This window comes from Afipia sp. DC4300-2b1 (genome assembly GCF_049895725.1).
GTDB lineage: Bacteria > Pseudomonadota > Alphaproteobacteria > Rhizobiales > Xanthobacteraceae > Afipia > Afipia broomeae.
Genome location: NZ_JAFCSX010000007.1, coordinates 116,152 through 139,907 on the forward strand (window position 1 = coordinate 116,152; position 23,756 = coordinate 139,907).

The following is a 23,756-nucleotide window of genomic DNA, read 5'->3' on the forward strand; positions in this document are numbered from 1 at the left end:
TTGACGAACCGTCAACGCGAGACACTATCCTCCGATGGAAGGACCCGACGATGCGCCATGCCCGTCACCTCATCTTGGGTTGTCTCGCGGTAGGAGTATTGCTTGTTGCTGTCACGGCGCCCTCGGCGCTCGCCCAGCAGCTCGACTTGAAGACAGAACAGCCGCGTCTCGACAATTCAAAGCTAAAGCCGGCTGCACGTCCTCGCCCGGCAACGTCCTGTGCGGAATACGGTGCCGGCTATGTGCGCGTGGAAGGCACCGGAAGTTGCGTGCGGCTCGGCGGCGGCATCAACGTCGGCGTGGGCGGATCGCGTTGAGGGCCATGCAAGGATGTTCCATGTTTTACGCCATGTCCTGTCTGCTCGCTATCACCATTTGCGTGACGATGACTTCTGCATCCGCGGCACAGGAGAAGCGGCCGGGCATCAACAAAACGCACACGCGCAGTCATGCACCGGCGCCACGAAAAGCAGCGGGCCCGCCGTCCTGCTCCGAATTCGGCGCGGGCTTCGTGCGTATGCCTGGCTCGGATAGCTGCATTCGCTTTGGCGGCGGCGTCGGGATGGGCTATTCCATGCCGTGAATTCCGTCAGGCCCGGATGATGTCGCCCACCGCGAGAAGATCGTGCCGTTGCCGGACTTTTCGCGCGGCGGCCTGGTGACGCTCTGGCATCGGCCGGTATTAATGACCCTGCCCGCGATGCCGCCACTTCTTGCGCGGATACACCGCCGGCTTCTTCACGTATGGCTCAGCCTGCCGCTTGCGCGATTCCTCCAGCGCCCGCTGATACCCTGGTGAGCTCATGATGTTCGCCGCTGCGCCGCCGCGAGCGGAAGCTGGGACGGTGAGAAGCGGAACAGCGCACATTGCAAGAAGCAATATGGCGGCAAGATGCAGATTGCGTTTCATCTCGATCCTTGGTTGGCCGTTGCCTGAAATCCAAGCATCTCCGGCTCGAATACCTGTGCTGGTACGTTTTCGAGTGCGCCAATGAGGTCATCCTCGCCCAGGCGCTGCATGACGATGACCGCAATGCCATTCTTGGGATCGTTGAAGCGAGAGAAAGCCGTGTTGAAGAGCCAGTCGGGTGCTCTCTGACGAGAGGTTTCGTGAACCATGTCAGATGGCTTCTGAGGGTCATCAACAATGAGAATGTCCCACCCGAAGCCCGTCATGGGGCCACCAACAGACGTCGCAAAACGCCCACCATGATCGGTGGTCTCGAAATAGTGCTGGGTATCTTTTTGAGGGCTTATGCAAGTTCCGGGAAAAAGATTTCGGTACCATTCAGCATTCATAATGCTGCGAGTGTCATTCGACAGCTTGTTGGCCAACTCCTGGCCGTAGCTGGCACAGATAAACTTCGTTTGAGGAGCATGGCCAAGTACAAATGCAGGCCACGCGACCGAAGTAATCGTTGATTTAAGGTGACGGGGCGGCAACAAGATTACCAGCCGCTTGATGTGTCCCTTTCGGCACTCATCAAGCTTGTGGCTAATAGCTTCAAGATGCCAGTTTGAATGAAATACCTGGCCCGGGTTGAGGTAAACGAAGCACTTGGCAACGAATGAAAGAAAGTCGTTGCGCAGTGCCGACTTAAGTACATCAGCATCATCGAACAGCGACAAGTCAGAACTCCGTATCATCTTGTTGCGACCGCCTGAGGAGCTTAAGGCGGCGTTCGACGTAGCGATCAAGAATTGCTTGGTCCTCGGCTGACAGTTCTCGCGATTGTCTCGCCTGAGCATCCTGCTCAATCTGATCGGCCATGCGGAGAACAGTGTCACGAGGCCGATCCTTGCCACGTAGAGCGTCGTTTACCAGTCCCTTGATCAATGCCTCAGAGCGCTTCACCCGCCGCTGCTGCCCGTCAGCTCCTATCGTGATCCTTGAGCCCAATTCCTTGGCGAGCAAGGTCTTGATCCCCTTGGCGCCCCTGGGACGACCCTTGGCATTACCTGATTGGCCCTTCTTGAACTGTCCATGCTTCGGTGGATTCCTATAACCAACTTTTGACTTCTGAGGTTTCGCCATTACTGCCCCTCCTTCAACTGCGTTTCTCGCTCAGCGAACGTCATTCCGGTTGCGGCGTGAATGGCGGCTTTCCCCGTGAAAGCCTGCCAGCGACGAATCATGAGATCGACATAGAGAGGATCAAGCTCGATGACGCGAGCGATCCTTTGCGTGCGTTCTGCGGCGATCAGCGTGACGCCGCTACCGCCAAAGCAATCGAGTACGATTCCGCCGCGGTGAGAGCAGTCCAGCATCGCATCAACGAACATGGCGACGGGCTTGACGGTGGGGTGCATTTCCAATGCGTCACGTCGATCATGGCCGGTATTGGCTCCTGGATAGCGCCAAACGTTGGTTCGGTAACGGCCCTTTTCTCCAAGATTGAAGTTGTTGATGTGCCGACCGGTGCCGTTTTTGAAGACGAACACCAGTTCATGCTGCGAGCGATAGAAGCTGCCCATGCCGGCGGCATCTTTGGCCCAAACGCACAAGGTCTTATGTTTGCCGAATATAGGATATGCCGCAGCCTGCAATTCGAGCGAGTGAGCATGATCCATGAAGACGTAGACAATCGCGCCATCCTCGGAAAGCTCGCGAACGCGCTTCAAAAAGCGTCCCAGAAAATCGGTAAACTGCTGTTCCGACATCTCGCCGGAGCCCGCTACGAACTCGCGGTGCGTCGTGCCTGTGGTGCGCACATGACCATTGATCGAGACGTTGTAGGGAGGGTCCGTGAGGACCATCTGAGCGCGCTCTTCGTGCATAAGGGCGGCATAGCTCGCGGCTTCGAGTGCGCTACCGCAGTATACCTTGTGAGAGCCTAGCAGCCAAAGGTGGCCTTCGCCGGAAACCGCGCGAGTCTGTAGGGGAGGTACGTTTTCGATTTCATCGACTGGCCCATCGGTAAGCCCAAGGATGCGATCGATGTCAGGGGTTTCGAAGCCTGTTAGATTCAGATCCAGCTCAGGATCAGCGATGCTGATCTCCTTGAGTTCGACTTTGAGCTCATCCATGTCCCAGGCTGCTAATTCCTGCAGGCGATTATCTGCGATGGCGTAAAGGCGCTTTTCACTTTCTGACAGGTGCGAAACAACAATGACCGGTACTTCCCTCAGCTTCAGTTCGCTGGCACTAACCAAGCGGCCGCGGCCGGCGAGAAGGTTTCCAGCCCGGTCGACGACTATTGGTGCAAGAACGCGGAAGTGGGCGATAGCGCGATTCAGCGCCTGCTGCTTGGGGGCCGAGTGCCGTCTTAAGCGTCGGCTGCCAACATTGATGGCTTCAAGGGGCCAGTGTTCGATCCGTTGAGATTTAACCAGAGCCTCGAGATCCGACACATCATTGTTCTGATCGAAATTCGCGCGGTGGCGTCGCCGGATCTCGATTTTTCCTCCCGGGAATCGCGCAATCATGGAACAACCTCCTTGTTAGGCGGCTGTCTCGAACACCTTTAGGCGTACGAAAACGACAGCCGCATGAGCGGACACATCATTTCGGACACCCTCCTTGGTGATCGGCAGATGGGAAACGTTCGCTGGCGCGATCAACACCGGGCAGTCTGCACTGCGTGGATGTTTCAGACGTTTGTCGGCGGCAAATCGGCTGCGCCTCTTGACGGCCAAAAGCTAGGGCGTGCCCGTTATGAACGTCAAGGCTAATTTCGGCTTTCCACAGCGGTCTGCGCGAGAGCAACCGGCCGGACTAGATTCGCGTAATGATGCGGTATGGAATGTTATTGCGTAACGAACCGAGCGACATTAGCTCCATCGGCGCATGCGAACTTCACATGATCAACAGCGGGACGGCCCGCGTAAGCGTTATCTTACAGCAGTAACGAAGTTGCATTGCCGCGAAATGATCAGGTCCAGCTGCCGGAGACACAAGCGGCCACCATGAACGAAATCTTGATACGCGTGTTGAGACCTTGTCGAGGGTGCCATGTAGCTGCAAGATTGTCGGGAAATACTATATGCCTCTAATCACGTCGCCCATACGCGTTCTTGTTGTTGAAGATGAAACACTCATTCGCGCTGACATCGTCAAGTCGCTGCAGATTGCAGGATTCGACGTTTTAGAGTCGGCTAACGCGGACGAAGCCATTCAGATGCTCGAACGCAATTCGGACATTCGGCTTGTATTTACCGATATCGATATGCCGGGTTCAATGAGCGGTTTGAAGCTGGCTGCCGCCGTCAGAGATAGGTGGCCACCGATTAAAATTATTGCGACTTCAGGACATTTCAAAATACATGATGGCGACCTTCCGAAAGACGCTAGGTTTTTACCCAAGCCGTATCAGCCAGAACAAATTATAAGCGCCATTCACGAATTGACTGGCGCGGCATAACGGCATTTCGAAAAATGGCGGCGTGCGTTTGGCGGCGCCGACTGTTGGTTTTACCGGTCGGCGCAGCTTTGCTTACTGTATAGATGAGCCAGTTGCTTCATTGCGAGACTGCCCAAGTAGCCGGCGACGACGAACAAGTTTCTGATATTTTTTAATCGGTTGCCCATCACCCGTATCCAGCGATCGCAATGCATCCATAATGTCATCGAACAGCACGGCCTTACCGCGTGGCAGGGTGCGGAGCGCTGGCGCGGCTTCGAGCGCGCAGGCGGATGCCGATGATGCAAAAGCCGCGGCAATCGGTCCGATGGCGGGCGGTCCTGGAAATCCGATTGGCGCCCGAGCACTCCTTATGGGTCGGCAAGTCTTCTCATTCACGGAACGAACTCGCCAAAAACCGTCGGATACCTCGTAGCATCCGGCTGCATTCGTCTTGTGAATGACGACGTTGAGGAATTGTATCGCCGCGTTTCCCTGGAAGCCCGCGTTGTTTTCGTCAGTTAGAGCTTTCGCGCCTTTACCCTAGCTATGACCGTTCGTGGCACGAAACTGACGTACCATCCCGTCGAATGCGTGTCCGCTGACGAGGGCAAAACGGACTCGGCACGGACATCGGTTGTGATCACTTCATGACCCATTGCGGACATTCGCAAGAGTGTCAGCTGCGCTCGTCACGTAAGGCGGTCAATAATCCCAAAGAGCCGGTCGCAGGACGCCTCGATTCGCCTTTGTGGAGATGTGGCGATGCCTAGCAACAGACCGGGCCGCGCCGAAGCCGCCGACGCATACCAGAGCGATAGCGGCGTAGGCGACAATCCGAACGACAGCGTTTCCCTGGCGAGCGAGAGGTCGGGAGCGCCGTCCGGCAATCGCAACAGCACGGCCAATCCAGCAATCACAATGTCCTTGGCACGTGGGCGGAGGCATTTTAGCAATGCGTCGCCTTGCGCTGCATAGACTCGCTTCGTGCGTCGAAGATGCCGCATATAATGGCCGTCGCGCATGAATTCGGCCGTCGCGAGCTGCACCGAGGGCCCAGGCGGTGGCGCGAGGCATGCCGCAACCTCGGCAAACCGGGGTGCTAGAGACGCGGGTGCAACGACAAAGCCCAGCCGTAAAGCAGGAGTCAGGGTCTTACTGAATGACCCGATATGAATGACGCGTCCCACGCGATCCAGAGAGGCAAGCGCTGGCGTGGCCCGACCCTTTAGCTGAAGCTCGCTTAGATAATCATCTTCGATCACCCATGCCTTTTCCTGGGCAGCCCAGTCGAGAAGGTGTGAACGTCTTGCCAGCGATAATGTAGACCCGAGCGGTGCCTGCTGCCCTGGAGTTACGACAACCAACGCCGCGTCAGGAGCATGTTTTATTCCGTAACTGACATCGATGCCATCCGCGTCAACCGGAATCGGTACGATCGACAATTTTGCAAGCTCAAGACCGTGCCGAGTGAAGGGGAAACCTGGATCTTCCATCCAGACCTTTTTCTGCTCAAGACCCAAAACCCGGAGCGCTAATCCGAGGCCGCTGCTGAAGCCGCCCGTAATGATGATTTGGGAAGGCGTACACTCGATCCCGCGCGTCAGCGCAAGGTACGCCGCGATCTCGCGCCGCAATTCCAGCTCGCCACGCGCATCGGGATACATGGGTGGCGCGCTCATTTCCCTGCGAAACGACCGCGTGCGAATTCTCGCGAATAGTTTGGCAGGAAAGGTTTCATGCGCCGGTACGCCCATTTGGAAGATCGCCGGCCCAGCAGTGAGCTCTTGATACATCTCCATGAATGAGCCGGGGTCGGGGGCTTCTTCCTGTCGAGCCGGGATGGAAGGGCGATGCGCAACATGGGTGCCAGTCGCGCGTGAAGCGACGATGAGTTGAGCTGCGGACAGTTTTTCGTAGGCTGAACGAACGGTGCCCCGGGCGACACCAAGTTGGGCCGCCAGGTCCAGCCAGGATGGAAGACGCGCTCCCGGCGCGAGCACGCCGCTCTCGATGGCGGACGTGATGCCTTTGCGGATTTGTTCGGTCAGCGGCGTCCTCGCAGACCGGTCGAGCTTCAGGTTCAGCGGCTTGGCCATGATCTAGTGGTACACGATTTTTGTCACTTCTTGGTACTTTTATATAGACCAGCGAAGGGCATCTGTACGGGGCAAAGGAGATCGCCATCATGAGGATACGATCCATTATCGGCGCGGCCGCTGTCGCTATCGCCACTGCAACACCTGCCGCGGCACACGGTGTCGGCGAAAAGGCCACGCCGCACTTTGAACAGGCGATACCCAACATTCCCGGCAAGTCGCTGATCGCGGTGGTCGTCGACTATGCACCGGGCGGAGCATCGCCTCCGCACATCCACGCGAAATCGGCTTTCATCTTTGGCTATGTCTTGTCGGGAGAAATCGAATCGCAGGTGAATGACGGACCCAAGAGGGTCTTTCGTGCCGGTGAAAGTTTCTACGAAACTCCGGGCTCCCGCCATCCCGTGAGCCGCAATGCGAGCAGGGCCAAACCTGCAAAGCTCCTCGCGGTGTTCGTCGTCGATAGTGACGACAAAGAACTGACCACTCCCGTCAAATAGTCCAACCTTCAAGGAGAAAGAAAATGAGTAAGCGTCTCGATTACAACCAGATCGCACCGGCAGGCGTGAAGGCGTTGGGCGGCGTCTACGGCTACGTCACGCAGAGCAACCTTTCCGCTGTGTTGGTCGATCTGGTCTATCTGCGAATCTCGCAGATCAATAACTGCGCCTATTGCCTCGACATGCACACCCGCGACCTTCTCAAGAAAGGACAGAAGATTGAGAAGCTGGCGCTGGTACAGGCGTGGGCTGAAGGCGGCAATCTCTTTGACGAGCGCGAGCGCGCCGCCCTCGCATGGGCAGAAACTGTGACGCGTGTCGCCGAGACCGGTGTCCCGGATGAAGCGTACCAGGCTGCACGCGCGGTCTTCGAGGAGCGCGAACTCGTCGATCTTACGATCGCGATCAGCTTGATGAATGTCTACAATCGCATGGCGATCAGTTTCCGCAATACGCCGCAAGCTGCGATCGAGACGGCGGCTTGACGGACCTGAACGTCCCGGGGCTCGCGCTAGACGACGTGCTTTAACGGTAGTTGCACGAGCATGATTTGACTGAGTCGCCACCATTCACCAGGACGAAGTGCAGCGTCTTCGTCGCGAACGGTGTCTCCTAAAACATCGATGATACAAGGATAGGAGCGTAAAAATGACCAGCTTGATCTCTGGTGTTAAAATTCCCGACAGTAAGATGGCGCGAGAGGCAGCTGAGCTGGTGCGCCAGTACGAAAATGAGATGTTGTTCAATCATTCAGTTCGCGTCTTTGCGTTCGGTGCGATAAAAGGAATTCGCCAGAAGCTAAAATTCGATCCTGAACTGCTCTATATCGCGGCGCTGTTTCACGATCTCGGCCTTGTCGATCATTTCCACACTGAGACAAAGCGATTTGAAGTCGACGGTGCTGACGCGGCTCGCGAATTTCTCAAAGGGCACGGCATTACTCAGCCAAAAGCTGATCTGGTGTGGGAAGCGATTGCGTTACATACTACGCCCGGAATCCCACAATACATGCGACCAGAAATCGCTCTCACGAACGCAGGGGTTTTAGTGGACGTCGTGGGAGTTGGATATGACGAGTACACGCCAGAGCAACGCGAACAGGTGATCACCGCATTTCCGCGCGGTGATTTTAAAACAGAATTCCTTGAGATACAGACTTGCTCGGCCTTGAAGAAGCCGCAGACGACGTTTGGGACTGTCAATTTCGATTACATCGAAGATCACGATCCTACATTTCGCAAGCCAAACGCGTGCACTCGCATACGCAATACTCCCTGGCACAGCTGAGGCGTAGGGGCATTCGTCGGCAAGTAACGGCGACTGCGGAAACCGCAACTCATCACGACCGAGCTTTTTGATATCGTAAATCTAATGGCAACTGAGGCAGTGTTAGATACGGGCATATGTCTCCATAGAGCGTGATCTCATCGTCAGCGGGGAACTGACGATGTCGTGCTTTCGTGGCGAGGGCGTAATTCGCGGAATGAGCGATTATGGAACGGGAAGCGTTGATGATTGCCCGTCCACATCGCCTTTTGCTTTGTCCGGGAGGCTCGGATAGTCCGTGTAGCCCTTGGCTCCAGCAGTATAAAATGTGCTGACATCTACTTGATTGAGCGGCGCATCGATGCGGAATCGTTCCGGCAGATCCGGATTTGCGATGTATAGTCGGCCGAACGAAATCGCATCGGCATTGCCAGTTGCCACTGTGCTGAAGGCCGTCTCGCGTGTGTAGCTGCCGTTGAGGATTAGCGGTCCCTTGAAAGCGCGGCGGAGAAGCGGCGCGAAATACGCATCATTGCCGACCGGGCCGGCGGGTGCGTTGAGGTCAAACAACCGCTTGTAGAGCGGCACGGCCGGTCCTGTTTGCCGCTCAATACCCTCAAGCAGGTGCAGATAAGCGATACCGCGCTTGTTCAACTCCTCCGCCACATAATGGAAGGTATCGACGGCATTGGAATCGCCAAAGCCGTCGGCGCGGAAATGCGGTGACAGCCGCACGCCGACCCGGTTTGCGCCGAAGATTCCGGATACGGCATCGATCACTTCAAGTAGGAAGCGCGCCCGGTTCTGAATTGGGCCGCCGTAGTCGTCGGTGCGCTTGTTGGCACCGTCGCGCAGAAATTGATCAATCAGGAAGCCGTTGCCGCCCTGGATCTCGATGCCATCGAAACCTGCGTCCCACGCGTGCTGCGCAGAATTGCGGAATTCGTCGATCAGTCCCGGGATTTCGGACAACTCGATTTTTCGCGGCAGTGTGAAGGGCTGCAATCCTTCCTCTGTCAACACGCCGCCGACGGCGGGGATCGGTGAAGGGGCGATCGGCGCGACTCCTCCCGGCATGACCGCCGCAATCGCCTTGCGTCCGACATGATAGAGTTGCTGGAAGATGACACCATCGGCGGCGTGAACGGCGTTCACGACCTGCGCCCACGCTTTTTTCTGTTTCTCGCGATAGTTGGCAGACGAACCGGAGCGGGTGACGCTCATGTCCGAGATGTGCGTGCCTTCGGAGATCAGCAAGCCGGCGGACGCGCGCTGGACATAATATTCGGCAACCAGCGGCGTCGGCGCCCGCTCATCATCGCAGCGAGCGCGAACCAGGGGCGCGAGTACGAAACGGTTCTTGAGCGTGAAAGGGCCGACCTGAAGGGGTTTGAACATAGCCATCGTCGTCTCACATCATTGCGTGGTTGAAGGATTGAGCGTTTGCCGGCGGATCGAGCTTGAACGGTGATTGCGCGGCAAGAAGTGCTTGCGAATAGGGGTGCTCAGGCCCATCGAGGAAAACATCGGCAAGGTTCTGCTCGACAATTCGCCCTTGCTTCATTACGGCGATACGATCAGCCAGATATTCCACCACGGACAGATCGTGAGTGATGAAGACCAGGGCGAGCTTTCTCCGGTCCTGAATATCGACAAGCAGATTGAGGATCTGTGCCTGCACGGAAACGTCGAGCGCTGATACCGCTTCATCGCAGATCAGAACGTCCGGATCGCACGCCAACGCACGCACGATGCCGACCCGCTGACGCTGGCCGCCGGACAATTCATTCGGATAGCGGGTCAGATAGTCGGGCCCAAGTCCGACGTCGTTTAACAGCGAGAAGATGATCTTGCGGCGAACTGAACGGCGGGACATACCGGCCAGTACCAGCGGCTCCTCTAGAATCTTCCCGATGGTGAAGCGCGGATTGAATGCGCTGCCGCTGTCCTGGAACACCATTCCGAACCGCCTTCGCGTCGCCGACGAACGATCACGTGCATGAACGGGAAGCGGCTGGCCATCGAATGTGATGCGGCCGTCCTGAACAGGAGCGATACCGAGCAGCGCGCGCGCCAGCGTCGACTTTCCCGAGCCGGATTCGCCGACAATCGCCAGCACTTCCCCGTAATTGAGATCCAGGCTGGCGTCGGTAACGGTCGGGATTCCGTCATAGGCGACGGTCAGGTTCCTGATCTCGATCAGCGCACTCATGCCGCCGTCTCCGCCGGTACGGCCGGGTTATCGGAAACTAGGTGGCACGAGGCCGCTTGATCGGGACCAAAGCGATGGAGGTTCGGACGTTGCTGCGTGCAGAGACCGACGGCCACCGCGCATCGCGGTGCGAAGCTGCACCCGTTCGATGCAACATCCGCGGGCGAAGGGACCTGGCCGGGAATATCCGTCAGCCGCGGGCGTGGACCGAGGCGTGGCCTGCGCAGCGGGCGCGCTCCGATCAGCGCTTTCGCATAGGGATGCCGGGCGGCGCGGATCAGATCATCCGCCGGCTGTTCCTCGACGAGGCTGCCGGCATACATGACGGCGACACGGTCGGCACGATGGGCGACAAGGCTGAGATCGTGCGTGATCAGCATGATTGCCGTGCCGTTTTCTTTCCGGATTTCGTCGAGAAGATCGAGAATGTCCTTCTGCACCGAAGCATCGAGCGCGGTGGTCGGCTCATCCGCGATCAGCACGTCCGGCCTGTTGGCAATTGCGATTGCGATCATCACACGCTGCCGCATGCCGCCCGACAATTCATGTGGGAAACGCCCGAGTTGCAATGCCGCTTCGGGCAGCTTCATGCGGTCGAGCAAAGCGATCGCGATCCGGTTGGCTTCAGTGCGAGGGATTCGCTGATGGCGATTGATGGTTTCCGCCAACTGCTCGCCGATGGTGAGCACCGGGTTGAGCGAACTCATTGGGTTCTGGAAGATCATCCCGATATGCTTGCCGCGCAATTTATTCCATTGCCGCTCGTTTAATCCTGTTACGGATCGACTGCCGACCGTGATCCTGCCGGAGGATCTCGCCGACGATGGCTGTAATCCCATCAGGGCCAGCGCGGTCATGGATTTTCCCGAGCCGGACTCGCCGACGAGGGCGAGGGTCTCACCGCGCCGGATCTGCAGATCGATGCCGCGTACCACATCCGCCCAGCCATGCGCCGTTTTGAACGAAACGCACAGGTTTGAGACCGCAAGTGCGATATCAGGGTGCTGGGTCATCGTGCCGCTCGCGGATTGATGACTTTGGCGATCCCATCGCCGAGAAGGCTGAGCGACAGTACGGTGATGACGACAGCGGCACCGGGGATCAGGCTGATATAGGGCGCTTCGCGCAGGCTTTCGCGTCCCGCGCCGATCATGCTGCCCCAACTGATCCGGTTGTTGTCGCCGAGGCCGAGAAACGCGAGGCCAACCTCTGTGAGAATCGCCATCGCCGACAGTACCGAAAGGATGGTCACAACGGGCGGCAGGGCGTTCGGCAGGATATGTGTGGCAAGCACGCGAAGGTGCCCCGCGCCCATTGCAGTCGAGGCCTTGACGAAATCGAGTTCGCGCAACGTCAGGGTTTCGGCGCGCACCAGCCGCGCCACCATGGGCCAGGATGTGACGCCGATGGCGAAAATCGTGTGTTCGACGGTGGCGCCAAGGATCGCCACCAGAATAATCGCGAACAGGAAATGCGGGATTGCCTGAAACAATTCGGTGAGCCGCATCAGCGCGTGGTCGATCCAGCCGCCGAAATAACCCGAGGCAAGCCCCGCTAGAACGCCGATGATGAGTGCGATTGCGGTTGCAGCGAACCCGACGATGATCGAGACGCGCGTTCCGTATAAAAGGCCGGCGGCAATGTCGCGGCCCAGCAGATCGGTGCCGAGTGGAAACTCGGCATCCGCGCCGGGCGCAAGATAGGGCTGTCCCACAAGTTCCTGCGGATCCCCCGGATGCAATACACCGGCGAGAAGCGCGATCGCGATCTCGGCCAGCAGGATAGTCAACCCGATGGTGAGCGACAGCGGCCATTTCCGGATGGAGAGGGGCGCGGTCATCGGATATTCACCCGGGGGTCGAGCACGGTGTAAAGTAGATCGACCAGAAGGTTGATGGTGACGACCATGATCGAGCTGCAAAGCACGATGCCGCAGAGCAGGTTGTAGTCGCGTTGGAAAACGGCTTCGAAGGCAAGGCGGCCGATCCCCGGCCAGGCGAAGATCGTCTCGATAAGCACCGAGCCGCCGACCATCCCCGCCATCTGCATGCCGATCATGGTGAGAAGCGGCAGCATCGCGTTGCGCAGAACATGGCGTCTGACGATCCGCGACTGGCTCAAGCCCTTGGAGCGCGCGGTGAGGACAAAGTCCTGATCGCCAACCTCCAGCATCGCGCTGCGGGTGAGGCGCGTATAAATCGCGCCGTAAAACAGGCCGAGCGTTAACGTGGGAAGCACCAGATGGCGCGCGACGCTCCAGACGTAACCGGCCAGATCGTTCACGCCATAGGGATCGACCATGCCGCTGATCGGCAACCATCGCAGCTCAACGGCGAACAGCACGATCAGTGCGATTCCGAGCAGGAAATTCGGTGTGGCATAGATCACGAGCGACAGTGCCGAGATGATCTTGTCCGGAAGCCGTCCCGCACTGCGCGCGGCAATGATGCCTGCGGGGACACCGATCAGAACCGCGAGGATCAGACCCAGCGTCATCAGCATAAGCGTGGCGATCAGTCGTGTGCCGATTAGTTCGGAGACTGGCACCTGAAAACGGAAGGAGTATCCGAGGTTCAGGTGGAGAAGCTGATAGACATATTTCGCGAACTGCACCGGTATGGGCTGATCAAGCCCGAAGCTGGATCGCAATTGTTCTAGATATTCCGGATTGCCGCCTCCAGATTCTCCGGCCAACACCTGCACCATGTCGCCGGGCGCGAGGCGAAGAAGAATGAAAGTCGTCAGCACGATCAGAACAATGGTCGGCAGCGTTTGCAAGGCCCGCCGCCCCCCGTAGCGGGCCAGCGCCAACCGGCGTTGCGAGGCCCGCGCCGCAATCGTGGATTGCGGTTTGGTCTGCACTGGGGAGCCGTCCGGCGAGGATGTGCTCGCTGCGTTGAGCGTCGCTGACACCGCCATCGCTGTCGAAATCTCTGTCATGTCGGACCTAGCGTTGCTGTGCGAGCCAGGCATCCTTTAGGGACTCGTAGGAGCCGTCCGGCGTTGTCTTCAGACCGCGCAGGCGTTTCGAAGACAGCGTGAAGATGTTGGACTCGGTCAGGATCAGTAGTGGCAGGTCGGACTGCACCCGATTCTGGAACTGCTGGATCAGCTTCGTCCGTTTGTCCGCATCGCCTTCCTGATGGATGGCTTCGATCAACCGATCAGTGTCCGGATCGCTGTAACCGGAAGCGTTGGTCCAGGGCGTTCCCTTGATGATGGTCTTGGACCAGAACAGTCGCGTGGTTCCGATCTGCGGATCACCGAACGACATCATGTTGGTAATCGAGAGATCAAAGTCGTTGTCGGTATAAATCTGCTTGAAGAAACGTGGCAGGTCTTGTCCGCGCAATTCGACATCGATGCCGACCTTTTTCAGCGACTGACGGACAAACTCACCATAGCGCATGAAAGCGTCGCTGAAGGGCAGCCAGTCCAGTTTCAACGCAAAGCGGGTTCCGTCATCCCGGCGCGGGTAGCCGGCATCGTCGAGCAGCTTGTCTGCAAGCTTCGGATCGAACGGATAGGAGGGCGTTTCCGGAGTGTAGTACTGCGACTGGGATGCCGCGAACAGACCGACAGCCGGCTTTGCCGTGTTCCGGGTCACCACTCGCGCGAGTGCCGCGCGATCAATGGCATGTGCGATTGCACGCCTTACTTTGACGTTCTGGAGGACAGTACGTCGCAAGTTGAACTCCATGCCGATGCGAGGACTGAGCCACTCATAGCCGCCGAATTCGACATGCAGGTTTGGATTGCCTCGGATTCGTTCGAGGTCGCTTACCGACACCGGTGACAGCGCGGCGTATTGGACTTCGCCGGTCTCGAACGACGCTGCGCGAGCGGCTATATCGGGGATGATGCGGAAGACGATGCCGTCTAAATAAGGCCGGTTCGGCTGCCAGTAATCAGGATTGCTTTCCAGGACGATGCGATCGCCGCGAACCCATTCCTTGAACCGGAAAGGGCCTGTGCCGATGGGTTTTTGATTGTACGGATTACGACCTATATCAGTGCCTTCGTAAAGGTGTTTTGGCAGAACCTGGGATTCACCAGCATTGAGCACCTTGAAAATCACCGGTGATGGATGGCTCAGCTTGAATACAGCCGTCAGACGGTCAGGCGTTTCCACCGAATCCACGTTGGCGAAGCTGGAGCGGCCGCGCGGAGATATCTTCCTCCAGATCTCATCGAAGGAGAACTTGACATCCGCAGATGTGAACGGATGACCGTCATGCCATCTCACACCATCGCGCAGCTTGAACGTGACTTCCTTCCCGTCGCGCTCAATTGCCCAACTCGTGGCGAGCCCGGGCAGCGGCTCTCCCTGCGGGCCGAGTTCGATCAAGCCGTCGAAGATCTTGGTGGACACGATCACGGTGGGGCCCGCGGTGTCGGTTGTGATCGCCAGCTGAACCGGCTCGGTTGGCGAAATCGCGGCGACCAGAATGCCGCCCTTGACCGTTGTCTCGTCGGCGCGGAGAGGCGTGGCTTGCAGGGCAGCGGCGACCAGGGCGCCAGCGGTTATCCATGTATGGCGTCCGAAATGAAACATCGTTTATCCTTGATATGGACAGATCAGCGGCGGCTGCAAACGCGGAGAGTATCAGACACCCAGGCTGGCACGGCCAGCGGACGTAAAAATTGAATCGCCTTGCGGAGCATGAACGCGGCCGCAGAGCACGTCGCGGTGATAGCGCTCAAGCGGATTGGCGCGATCGAGGCCGTGGTTGCCGGAGATCGATAGCGCCAGATCGACAACGCGAATGGCGTTTTCAGTAACGATCTGCTTGACCAGATTTGGCCGTGGTGACGCATCTGCGCCGTTGGTGTCGATATCATGCGCTGTATCGCGGATCAGTGTCCGGTTGATGAGCAGCAGCGACTCGATTTCACCAAGCACGGATTGCAGGCGCGGCACGGTCGCAAGCGGCGCGCCGAGGTTGCTCGGCTTGCGATCGAGCAGGAACCTCCGTGCCCAGTCACGAGCGGCATTTGCTATGCCGTCGTAGAGCGCGGCAAGCAGGATTCCGTTCCATGAGTTGAGAATCGCAGGCGGCGCGGCGATTTCGGTTGCATCCGTCAGGTTCAGCAAATGATCCGCCGGGACATCCACGTCGACAATATGCGTCTCGTTGCTCGCGGTCGCGCGCATGCCGAGATGATTCCATGTCGGTCGATATGTCACGCCCTGGGCGCGTGCGGGAAGCAACCAGCTTCCGATTCGGCTCTTTGGCTCGTCTGTCCGGGCGTAGAGCAGCCACCAACTCACGATCGGGCTGCCGGTAGCGTAGGATTTCCGGCCATTGATGCGCCAACCACCATCTTTCAGCGGCGTCACGGTCGTCGCCAGCGATCCGCCTCGGTTGACCGATCCCAACTCCGGTTCTGCGCGTAACGCATTGAGGAGGCCTCCGCCTTCGACCGCAGCCCGCGCAACTGTTTCATAGATCGGCGGATTGCGGTCACGAAGGATCGCATGCATCAACGAATGCATTGCTAGCAACAGGGCGGTCGATGCATCGCCTCCGGCGACCGCGTGGATCAAGCGAGATGTCTCGGACAGACCGGCGCCGCGGCCGCCAAGCGATCTGGGGACTACCAGCGCCAGAAGGCCCAACTTGCCGAGTTCCGCGAAATTTTCGTGAGGAAAGGTCGTCGTGGCGTCATAGTGAGGTGCGCGGACGGAGAAAGTCTCTCGAAGATGGACAAGAACGTCATCGTCAAGTGATCTTACTTCAGGCTGGCGAAGACTGGTAACGGTACTCATTCACTGATCCACGATAGCGATGCTGTTGAATATGCCGAAAGTCCAACTCGATCAGCATAAGATTATAATAATCATATTACGGGAAGCCGCCTTTCGTGAAGTGTGCAGATCATCCGTTTTCATGGTGTGAGAGAGAAAAAATTCAATCTCAATCTCAATTTGATGGAGATTGATTCCCTCGCAGTGAAAAATGTCTGGCGTGTTGCAGACGCGTGAACGCTTTCTCGCCGGCAAGCGGTGAAATTTCGTGAATGCGTCGGTCTTCATCGGAGTATCGGGATCAGGCTTTAGATCAAGGCCTGATCTCCGGATTGACTTACTGAAATTTCCGATGGCCGCGGCCACTCTGGATGCGCAATAGCGCGTTAACCAGGGCCGTCGATGTCCTCAGTCATCGCGGCCGTGTGCCGCTCCGGTTATCTCAGGAAAGCGACCCAAACAGCCAGACAAACGCGGTGAGAAATGCCGCGTGGCCGAGGACGAGAGCAATCAGGATTGCGGGATACACTGAGCGTTTCAAAATCTTGCTCCTGATTCACATGGCCGGGGTAATCCCGTCGCGGCCAACATTGATCCGGACCGCCTCCTTGGTCCCGTCGGGACGCTCGAGCACCGTCGCGACGATCTTTGCGCCCTGGATCAATTCCGTGAAACTCCCAGGCTCGAAGCGCACGATTGCCGTGTCGGGTGTCACTACGATTTTCTTCTCACCGTCTTTGTAGGTCACTGTCAGGATGTCACCGTCGGTGTTCTTTACGCGGTTCGCCACTGCGCCATTCGTCATCGAGCTGTTGGGACGGACGTCGTAAGGACGAGAGCCTTCGTTGAGGCCCCGCGAGGATTCAGGAAAAATATGTATAGAGACCGCTTTCAGCGTTCCATCGGCCTGGGGTACCGCGGCGACACCGACGAAAGCGTTGGACTCGATGTCGGCAAGAGTGATTTTCTTCAGCCCAATCACTCCGGTCTTCTCGCCTGTCTGGATCAGGACATCATTGCCGTCCCTTGATTTGACAGAGAGCAGGCCGCCATTGAATTTCTCGATCGTTCCGCGGACGCGAGTAGGTTGCGGTTGCTGCGCCGATAGCGGAAGCACGCTGAGGGTGACAGCCGTCATGGCCGTCACTGAAAAAAGCACGAGGCTGCGAATAGGCGACATCTGTGTGGGTCCAGGCCGTTTGAATGACGTCTCCGCATTAAATAGCGATCTCCGCCCGGGTTGGAATTTCAAAGATTTCCGTTCCATGGGTGGTTCTTTCTTCCATTGCGGTGGATTTAAACGGCATTCGTCTGCGCCCTGCCTGCTTTGTGAAGCATGGAGAAAAATATTTGGCTGACAGAGAATGTGTTTCCGTGCGGTTTTGCCATCGACGTAGCGCTCGCTTCGTTTGACCGGGCGCAATAAATGGAGTGTATCCGCGCGTGTCTGTGAAAGAATTTTGCAGCGTTGGCGCGCATGAAGCCAAACCCGACTTATTTTCGGGGATCTCTTGGCGATGCAGCTCCACCGAGCCAAGTTGATGACGACGAACATCCTTCAGAATTTGAACTGGCTTCACATGACAGAATCTCAGCGGACGGCGATCGTTGTCGGCGTAGGAGCAGAACAGGGTCTTGGTGCGGCTCTCGCCCGGCGTTTCGCCGCAGAAGGTTATCGCGTAGTGGTGTCGGGCCGCACGGAAGCGAAACTGGCGCAGGTCGTTCGCGCCATCACGGATCGGGGCGGCCGCGCCGAGTTCTTTGTCGCCGATGCATCCGTTGAGGCGGATGTGATAGCGCTGTTCGATCAGGCTGTCGCCGGCGATCCGGCAGCGCTTGATCTCGTTGTCTTTAACGTGGGCAACAATGCGCGTCATGACTTTCGCACCATGCCGGCGGAGTTCTTCGAGCAGACGTGGCGGGTCGCTACATTTGCCGGCTTTCTTGTCGGACGCGAGGCCGCGCGGCGCCTGACACCGCAAGGGCGTGGCACAATCCTGTTCACCGGGGCGACCGCGAGCCTGCGCGGGAAGCCGCCGTTCACCGCGTTTGCCGCCGCCAAGGCAGGCCTGCGTTCGCTTGCACAATCGCTCGCGCGGGAGTTTGGACCGTTGGGTATTCACGTCGCGCATGTGGTGATCGACGGCGGCATAGATGGTGAACGGCTCAACACGTCGGCACCCCAGCGCAAGCTTCAGCAGGGCGTGGACGGATTGTTGAACATCGACGCTATCGCCGATGCCTACTGGAATCTGCATCGGCAGCATCCATCGGCCTGGACTCAGGAACTCGACCTTCGCCCATTTAAGGAGTCTTTCTAGATCAAACTGTAGCAATAAAACGGAGAGAAGCATGGACTGCAGAATGAGAAGATTGAAGCGCTGGCCTTCGTCAAGGCGGATCTGAACTATCTGCCGCCTCTCCATGAACGTCCGCGGACTTATGCCTATGAGCCGCCAAACGGTGAAGCGAAGACCAACATTGTTCCTGAGCCGCATACCCTTTCGGTTCACAACGCCCGGGCGATCGCCGAAGCGCTGTCGCTGGACGTGGAGGGCTTCGATCTGGTCCGGCAAAAGAGCACCGTGTTGGACTTCTACGACGACGAAGAGGTTAAGCGCGTCTACTATCCCGAAGCGGAACTTCTGTTGAAAGATATCACCGGCGCGAGCCGAGTCTTCATTTTTGACCACACTGTGCGCAAGCGTGTTGCCGGATCGGCTGACGGAATCAGTGTCGTGCGTCAACCGGTGGGCCGGGTGCACGTGGATCACACCGCGAGGTCCGGCCCGCAACGGGTGCGCGATTTAATTCCCGATGATGCCGAGGAATTGCTCAAGGGGCGCGTGCAGATCATCAATCTGTGGCGGCCAATCAGGGGGCCGTTGCGCGATTCACCGCTCGCCGTCTGTGACGCGCGCACGGTGAAGTTCGATGAGCTTGTCCCGACAGATCTGATCTATCAGCATCGGATCGGCGAGACCTATTCTGTCAAGTTCAACCCCGAGCATCGCTGGCTGTACGTTCCGGAAATGACAGTTGACGAAATCCTGCTGCTCAAGTGCTTCGACAGCAAGACCGACGGGCGAGCTCGCTTTGCGCCACACACTGCTTTTGTCGATCCGACAACATCAGCCGATGCTGTGCCACGAGAGAGCATCGAGCTGCGCACGCTGGTGTTTCATCCGGAATAACGTCATCTGGCGATTGTGAAACCAAAGCGCCCGGACATGTTCCGCACGCTTTGCTCGTTGCAAGCGCATCCCTGCTAGCCAGCTCGCTTGGGAAGCTCCCGACAAGCCCGAAATGAACTAGTGCATCATTATCTTTCAAGGGCTGTCTGCAGAAGAAGTTTTCTTGATGGAATAGGCTCGCTGGCTTTCCGTGGTTTAAAAGATGGAAACGTCCGCTTGCCGCCAACATTGAAAATCTCGTTTCATTGACCCGATTGAGATCTCGCGCTCATCATCGAAAACGAAAAGTTGTCGTTTGATGTGCATTCAGCGAGGAGAATCCTGTGTCGTCAAAGAAGCCGCCTGCTGTTCTCGACCGCCGAACGATACTGCGCGGCGGCGCCGCCGCATTGGCTGCGGCGCCTCTCGGCGTCATTGGCGCAAAAGCGTTTCCGGGACGCGTCGGTCCGGCAATCGATTTTTCGGATTTCCCGATCTGCAAGACCGCATCGGAAGCCGGACCTGCGTTGAGCGGCCCACCGCGCAAGTTGCGGATATCCTGGAATGCTAATGCTGTCTGTTCGGTGCAGCTCCCGGTGGGAATCGATCACGGTTTCTTCAAAAAGCAGAACCTCGACGTCGAGCTCATCAACTTCAGTGGCTCAACTGACCAGCTTCTCGAAGCCATCGCGACGGGGAAATCAGATGCCGGTTTTGGCATGGCGCTCCGATGGCTGAAGCCGCTTGAGCAGGGGTTTGACGTCAAGATTACCGCCGGCGCGCATGGCGGATGCCTGCGTGCGATCGTACCGGTGGGGTCCAGCATCAAGACAGTCAACGATCTTAAAGGAAAGGTTGTTGCCGTTGGCGACATGGCCGGCCCGGACAAGAACTTCTTCTCAATCCAGCTCGCCAAGGCGGGCATCGATCCGAATACGGACGTGGATTGGCGCCCGTATCCCGGCAATCTTCTGCGTCTTGCGGCGGAGAAGGGTGAGGTTCGAGCCTTGCTGGCATCTGATCCGATTGCCTATCTTTGGCTGAAGGATGGCCAGTTCCGCGAGGTGGGATCCAATCTCGACGGCCCGTACAAAGATGTGAGCTGCTGCATTGTCGGATTGCGCGGCAGCCTGATCCGGGAAGAGCCTTTGGTTGCGCGGGCGGTCACGCAGGCGCTGCTCGATGCGGCGATGTTTACTGCCCAAAACCCGGACGTAGCGGCCAAGTCTTTCCTGCCATATGCGCCGAAAGCGGCAACCGAAGAAGATATCCTAGCGCTTATTCGCTACCATACGCACCACCATCATCCGACCGGTGCGTCGCTGAAGCGCGAGCTGAAAGCCTATGCAGACGACTTGAAGCTGGTATCCGTTTTCAAGCCGAGCACGGATACCACGAAATTCGCCGAGCGGATTTACGCCGATGTCTTCAGTGCGTGAGACGATTGGTGCGCCTCTATCTGCCGAGGAAGGGGCGGCATTTTCAGGCCAGCCGTTATCTTTCCCGCAGCTTGGTCCGGGCGTGGTTGGCATCGCTGCAGGGATTTCGTGGCTCGCCTTTGGCTTGTCGGCTTTACGATGGCCCGACACCGGAGACTGGGTGCGAACGGAAATCATGGCTCATGTCGCGATCGTTGTGGCAGGACTCATCGTCATCCTTGGCGTCGCGAACAAAAGAGTCGGGCGTATCGGCGAAGCCTACCGGCGCAGAGCTCCTTGGCTTCTGGCCTTGGGCCTCTTTTTGACTGCCTGGGAAGTAACGACAGCGAAATGGGGGTGGCTGCCGCAGCCTTTCTTTCCGCCGCCGCAGGCAATCATTGAGGTATATACCGATGATCTGCCGAAGTTGGCTGCGAGTGTCATTGCCTCTGTCAAGCTGCAGCTCAGCGGATATGTGATCGGCGCCATCGTCGGGTTTCTTACCGGCGTATCGATTGGCTGGTCCCGGTCGATCGGATACTGGGTTCATCCGTTGCTGCGCTTTATCGGACCGTTGCCAGCGACTGCCTGGCTGCCCATTGCATTCTTTACCTTCCCGTCGAGCTGGAGTGCGAGCACGTTCCTGATCGCGCTTGCGACAGGATTTCCCGTCACGGTGCTGACATGGTCCGGCGTCGCGAGCGTCAGCAATGCTTATTACGATGTTGCTCGGACGCTCGGAGCGAAATCCTCATTCCTGATCTTGAAAGTAGCAATTCCGGCCGCGCTCCCGCATGTGTTTGTCGGACTGTTCATGGGGCTCGGTGCGTCATTTGCCGTCCTCGTCGTTGCAGAAATGGTCGGCGTCAAGGCTGGGCTCGGCTGGTATCTGCAATGGGCTCAGGGGTGGGCTGCTTACGCGAATATGTACGCAGCCCTTGTCGTGATGTCCTTGCTATGCTCGGGAGCCATCACACTTCTCTTTAACGTGCGTGATCGTCTGCTGGTATGGCAGAAGGGCGTCGTGAAATGGTAGCTGCTGCGCTCAAGCAAGACGCCTCCAAAGTCGCCGGTGCCATTCTTGAAGTAAAGGATGTCAGCCATCAATTCGATATTGATGGCGAGCCGCTTGCGGTTCTGGATCACGTCAGCTTTCGCGCCGAGGCGGGCGAGTTTGTGGCTCTCCTCGGTCCTTCGGGGTGCGGGAAGTCCACGCTGCTTCGCCTGATCGCAGGGCTTGATCCGCCCAGCATAGGCGAGTTGCGCGAGAACGGACAGGAAATCCGTGGACCTGAGCCGTCGCGGGTCGTGGTCTTTCAGGATCCAACTCTGTATCCATGGCGGACCGTCTGGAAGAATGTCGCGCTTGGTCTGGAGGCCCGTGGGATATTGCGTCAGGAACGAGGCCGTGTGGACGAGGCGATTGATCTCGTCGGTCTGTCCGGTTTCGCCGGCGCTTATCCGCACCAGCTCTCGGGCGGGATGGCACAGCGCGTCTCGCTGGCGCGGGCTTTGGTCAATGAGCCGGAGGTTCTGATTCTAGATGAGCCTTTGGGAAAGCTCGACTCACTGACACGCATTTCGATGCAAGCCGAGATTCTCTCGCTTTGGCAGCGAAGCGGTTTCACTGCGCTGCTGGTAACCCACGATGTGGAAGAGGCGGTCTTTCTGGCAAATCGTGTTCTGGTCTTCAGCGAACGTCCTGCGCGCATCAAAGCCGACATCCGCGTGGAACGTCCTTATCCGCGGCATCGCGGTGATCACTATCTTGCAGGACTACGTAAGGAAATCCTTGGCCTGCTGGGCCTCGACGCGACCTGGTGACTGTCACGCCGGTGAGCGCATAAGGAGGCGCGCATGGATGCCAAGACAAATCTGTTCGACCGCATAAACATCCTGACATCCAGCCTCGAAGCAAATGCGGCCCGCAATGACCGTGTTGGCCGTATTCCCCGTGAGCAGCTGGATGACATCGCATCTTCGGGCATTCTGGCGCTGACGGTGCCACGGGTCGCGGGCGGGGCAGGCGCTAATGTTGAGCAGACCGTGGATGTGCTGCGCCGTCTTGGACGAGCCGATCCCTCGGCTGCGCTCATCCTGTCGATGCATTTCATCCAGCATCTGATTATCGATCGGACGCCGGGATGGCCGAAATATCTGGCGGGCAAGCTCACCGACGATGCGCTTGCTGGAAAGGGATGGATTAATGCGCTCCGCGTCGAGCCCGAGTTGGGATCTCCGTCGCGCGGCGGGCTACCGCAGACAATTGCGAGGCGTGATAAAGACGGATGGCGCCTGACGGGCCACAAGATTTATTCGACAGGTTCAACTGTGCTGGACTGGTATTTGGTTTGGGCCAGAACCGACGAAGATGACGTCAGAGTTGGTGCGTTTCTCGTGCAGGCGGGCTTACCCGGGACAAAGATCGTGGAAACCTGGGATCATCTGGGACTGCGAGCGAGCGGCAGTCACGATATCATTTTCGAGGATGTCCGCATTCCTCATGACCATGCCATTGACCTGCGCCGTCCGGAAGACTGGCGCCGCCCCGAGCTGGTGGCTGGAAGCCTTTATCCGCTTCTGATCGGCGTGATCTATGATGGTATCGCACAAGCGGCGCGGAACTGGCTGGTGCAGTTTCTCAAAACCCGCTCTCCGTCGAGCCTCGGTGTGCCTCTCTCCACGCTGAGCAGGGTTCAAGAAGCGGTAGGGGACATCGAAATCAAGCTTGCGACCAATGATCGGCTGATCCGGAGCTTCGCTCAGGAGTTCGATGCGCGCCGAACAGCTGACCCATTGGCGGCCGGTTCGGTGAAACTTGCGGTCACCAGTAACGCAATCGCTACGGTTGAACAGGCGCTGTTACTCACCGGAAATCATGGTCTTTCGCGGCGTAATCCTCTGGAGCGCCATCACCGTGATGTTCTATGCGGCCGGATTCATGCACCTCAGGATGATAGTACGCGGGTCGCTCTCGGATTATCCGCTCTCAACTAATC

General features: G+C 57.9%; 26 protein-coding genes. 13 read left to right on the top strand and 13 right to left on the bottom strand.

Annotated elements, in window-relative coordinates:
* Positions 1-50: 50 nt before the first annotated feature.
* Both ACP7AL_RS24160 and ACP7AL_RS24165 read left to right on the top strand, forming a co-directional pair.
* Entirely contained in the window at positions 51-317 is a 267-nt protein-coding gene (locus ACP7AL_RS24160; RefSeq protein ID WP_425994970.1) for a hypothetical protein, read from the top strand.
* A gap of 20 nt (positions 318-337) precedes the next feature.
* Complete coding sequence (locus ACP7AL_RS24165; protein WP_425994971.1) at positions 338-583, top strand: hypothetical protein; 246 nt, start codon at positions 338-340, stop codon at positions 581-583.
* Between the two features lie 99 nt (positions 584-682).
* Here ACP7AL_RS24165 and ACP7AL_RS24170 read toward each other — a convergent pair whose 3' ends face one another.
* From ACP7AL_RS24170 to ACP7AL_RS24185, 4 genes are all read right to left on the bottom strand, one after another.
* Entirely contained in the window at positions 683-805 is a 123-nt protein-coding gene (locus ACP7AL_RS24170) for a hypothetical protein (RefSeq protein ID WP_347335787.1), read from the bottom strand.
* A gap of 101 nt (positions 806-906) precedes the next feature.
* Complete coding sequence (locus ACP7AL_RS24175) at positions 907-1,629, bottom strand: hypothetical protein (protein WP_425994973.1); 723 nt, start codon at positions 1,627-1,629, stop codon at positions 907-909.
* Between the two features lies 1 nt (position 1,630).
* A complete protein-coding gene (locus ACP7AL_RS24180; RefSeq protein ID WP_425994975.1) occupies positions 1,631-2,035 on the bottom strand; it encodes a DUF5681 domain-containing protein in 405 nt (134 codons plus the stop codon).
* Positions 2,035-3,426 carry a DNA modification methylase gene (locus ACP7AL_RS24185; RefSeq protein ID WP_425994977.1) on the bottom strand — a complete coding sequence of 464 codons (1,392 nt, stop codon included), beginning with the start codon at positions 3,424-3,426 and terminating at the stop codon, positions 2,035-2,037. The genes ACP7AL_RS24180 and ACP7AL_RS24185 overlap by 1 nt, the downstream gene beginning before the upstream one ends.
* A 557-nt stretch (positions 3,427-3,983) precedes the next feature.
* On the opposite strand from ACP7AL_RS24185, the gene ACP7AL_RS24190 reads away from it, so the two are divergent.
* Together ACP7AL_RS24190 and ACP7AL_RS24195 are read left to right on the top strand one after the other, a co-directional pair.
* Complete coding sequence (locus ACP7AL_RS24190; RefSeq protein WP_425994979.1) at positions 3,984-4,361, top strand: response regulator; 378 nt, start codon at positions 3,984-3,986, stop codon at positions 4,359-4,361.
* A gap of 372 nt (positions 4,362-4,733) precedes the next feature.
* Positions 4,734-4,865, top strand: coding sequence for a L,D-transpeptidase (locus tag ACP7AL_RS24195; protein WP_425995205.1), 132 nt, complete (start codon positions 4,734-4,736; stop codon positions 4,863-4,865).
* A 167-nt stretch (positions 4,866-5,032) separates the two neighbouring features.
* Here ACP7AL_RS24195 and ACP7AL_RS24200 read toward each other — a convergent pair whose 3' ends face one another.
* Positions 5,033-6,439: a PLP-dependent aminotransferase family protein gene (locus tag ACP7AL_RS24200; RefSeq protein ID WP_425994981.1), complete on the bottom strand. Its 1,407-nt coding sequence runs from the start codon at positions 6,437-6,439 to the stop codon at positions 5,033-5,035.
* 89 nt (positions 6,440-6,528) lie between these two features.
* On the opposite strand from ACP7AL_RS24200, the gene ACP7AL_RS24205 reads away from it, so the two are divergent.
* From ACP7AL_RS24205 to ACP7AL_RS24215, 3 genes are all read left to right on the top strand, one after another.
* Entirely contained in the window at positions 6,529-6,939 is a 411-nt protein-coding gene (locus ACP7AL_RS24205; RefSeq protein WP_425994982.1) for a cupin domain-containing protein, read from the top strand.
* A 23-nt stretch (positions 6,940-6,962) separates the two neighbouring features.
* Positions 6,963-7,424 (top strand): carboxymuconolactone decarboxylase family protein, encoded by a 462-nt coding sequence (locus ACP7AL_RS24210; RefSeq protein ID WP_425994984.1) that lies wholly within the window; start codon positions 6,963-6,965, stop codon positions 7,422-7,424.
* A gap of 163 nt (positions 7,425-7,587) precedes the next feature.
* The gene (locus ACP7AL_RS24215; RefSeq protein ID WP_425994986.1) at positions 7,588-8,226 is read left to right on the top strand and encodes an HD domain-containing protein; all 639 of its coding nucleotides are present in this window, start codon (positions 7,588-7,590) and stop codon (positions 8,224-8,226) included.
* A 204-nt stretch (positions 8,227-8,430) separates the two neighbouring features.
* Here the strand turns inward: ACP7AL_RS24215 and ACP7AL_RS24220 are convergent, their stop codons facing one another.
* From ACP7AL_RS24220 to ACP7AL_RS24255, 8 genes are all read right to left on the bottom strand, one after another.
* A complete protein-coding gene (locus ACP7AL_RS24220; RefSeq protein WP_425994988.1) occupies positions 8,431-9,609 on the bottom strand; it encodes an alkene reductase in 1,179 nt (392 codons plus the stop codon).
* A gap of 7 nt (positions 9,610-9,616) precedes the next feature.
* On the bottom strand, positions 9,617-10,417 hold the full coding sequence (locus ACP7AL_RS24225) for an ABC transporter ATP-binding protein (protein WP_425994990.1): 801 nt from the start codon (positions 10,415-10,417) through the stop codon (positions 9,617-9,619).
* Positions 10,414-11,430, bottom strand: a complete 1,017-nt coding sequence (locus ACP7AL_RS24230) for an ABC transporter ATP-binding protein (RefSeq protein WP_425994992.1) — start codon at positions 11,428-11,430, stop codon at positions 10,414-10,416. The genes ACP7AL_RS24225 and ACP7AL_RS24230 overlap by 4 nt, the downstream gene beginning before the upstream one ends.
* Positions 11,427-12,257: an ABC transporter permease gene (locus ACP7AL_RS24235; RefSeq protein ID WP_425994994.1), complete on the bottom strand. Its 831-nt coding sequence runs from the start codon at positions 12,255-12,257 to the stop codon at positions 11,427-11,429. Before ACP7AL_RS24235 ends, ACP7AL_RS24230 begins: the two co-directional genes overlap by 4 nt.
* A complete protein-coding gene (locus ACP7AL_RS24240; RefSeq protein ID WP_425994996.1) occupies positions 12,254-13,357 on the bottom strand; it encodes an ABC transporter permease in 1,104 nt (367 codons plus the stop codon). The genes ACP7AL_RS24235 and ACP7AL_RS24240 overlap by 4 nt, the downstream gene beginning before the upstream one ends.
* Positions 13,358-13,364: 7 nt before the next feature.
* Positions 13,365-14,972 carry an ABC transporter substrate-binding protein gene (locus ACP7AL_RS24245; protein WP_425994998.1) on the bottom strand — a complete coding sequence of 536 codons (1,608 nt, stop codon included), beginning with the start codon at positions 14,970-14,972 and terminating at the stop codon, positions 13,365-13,367.
* A gap of 51 nt (positions 14,973-15,023) precedes the next feature.
* Positions 15,024-16,187 carry an acyl-CoA dehydrogenase family protein gene (locus ACP7AL_RS24250; protein ID WP_425995000.1) on the bottom strand — a complete coding sequence of 388 codons (1,164 nt, stop codon included), beginning with the start codon at positions 16,185-16,187 and terminating at the stop codon, positions 15,024-15,026.
* A gap of 535 nt (positions 16,188-16,722) precedes the next feature.
* Positions 16,723-17,433: a hypothetical protein gene (locus ACP7AL_RS24255; RefSeq protein ID WP_425995002.1), complete on the bottom strand. Its 711-nt coding sequence runs from the start codon at positions 17,431-17,433 to the stop codon at positions 16,723-16,725.
* A 313-nt stretch (positions 17,434-17,746) separates the two neighbouring features.
* Here ACP7AL_RS24255 and ACP7AL_RS24260 point away from each other — a divergent pair, with 313 nt between their 5' ends.
* The 6 genes from ACP7AL_RS24260 to ACP7AL_RS24285 all read left to right on the top strand — a co-directional run bounded on the left by ACP7AL_RS24260 (position 17,747) and on the right by ACP7AL_RS24285 (position 23,754).
* A complete protein-coding gene (locus ACP7AL_RS24260; protein WP_425995207.1) occupies positions 17,747-18,487 on the top strand; it encodes an SDR family NAD(P)-dependent oxidoreductase in 741 nt (246 codons plus the stop codon).
* Positions 18,488-18,523: 36 nt separating this feature from the next.
* The gene (locus ACP7AL_RS24265; protein ID WP_425995209.1) at positions 18,524-19,360 is read left to right on the top strand and encodes a CmcJ/NvfI family oxidoreductase; all 837 of its coding nucleotides are present in this window, start codon (positions 18,524-18,526) and stop codon (positions 19,358-19,360) included.
* 323 nt (positions 19,361-19,683) lie between these two features.
* On the top strand, positions 19,684-20,778 hold the full coding sequence (locus ACP7AL_RS24270) for an ABC transporter substrate-binding protein (protein WP_425995004.1): 1,095 nt from the start codon (positions 19,684-19,686) through the stop codon (positions 20,776-20,778).
* Positions 20,762-21,793, top strand: coding sequence for an ABC transporter permease (locus ACP7AL_RS24275; protein ID WP_425995006.1), 1,032 nt, complete (start codon positions 20,762-20,764; stop codon positions 21,791-21,793). The genes ACP7AL_RS24270 and ACP7AL_RS24275 overlap by 17 nt, the downstream gene beginning before the upstream one ends.
* Positions 21,787-22,581: an ABC transporter ATP-binding protein gene (locus ACP7AL_RS24280; RefSeq protein WP_425995211.1), complete on the top strand. Its 795-nt coding sequence runs from the start codon at positions 21,787-21,789 to the stop codon at positions 22,579-22,581. The genes ACP7AL_RS24275 and ACP7AL_RS24280 overlap by 7 nt, the downstream gene beginning before the upstream one ends.
* A 33-nt stretch (positions 22,582-22,614) precedes the next feature.
* Complete coding sequence (locus ACP7AL_RS24285) at positions 22,615-23,754, top strand: acyl-CoA dehydrogenase family protein (protein WP_425995008.1); 1,140 nt, start codon at positions 22,615-22,617, stop codon at positions 23,752-23,754.
* Positions 23,755-23,756: the final 2 nt, after the last annotated feature.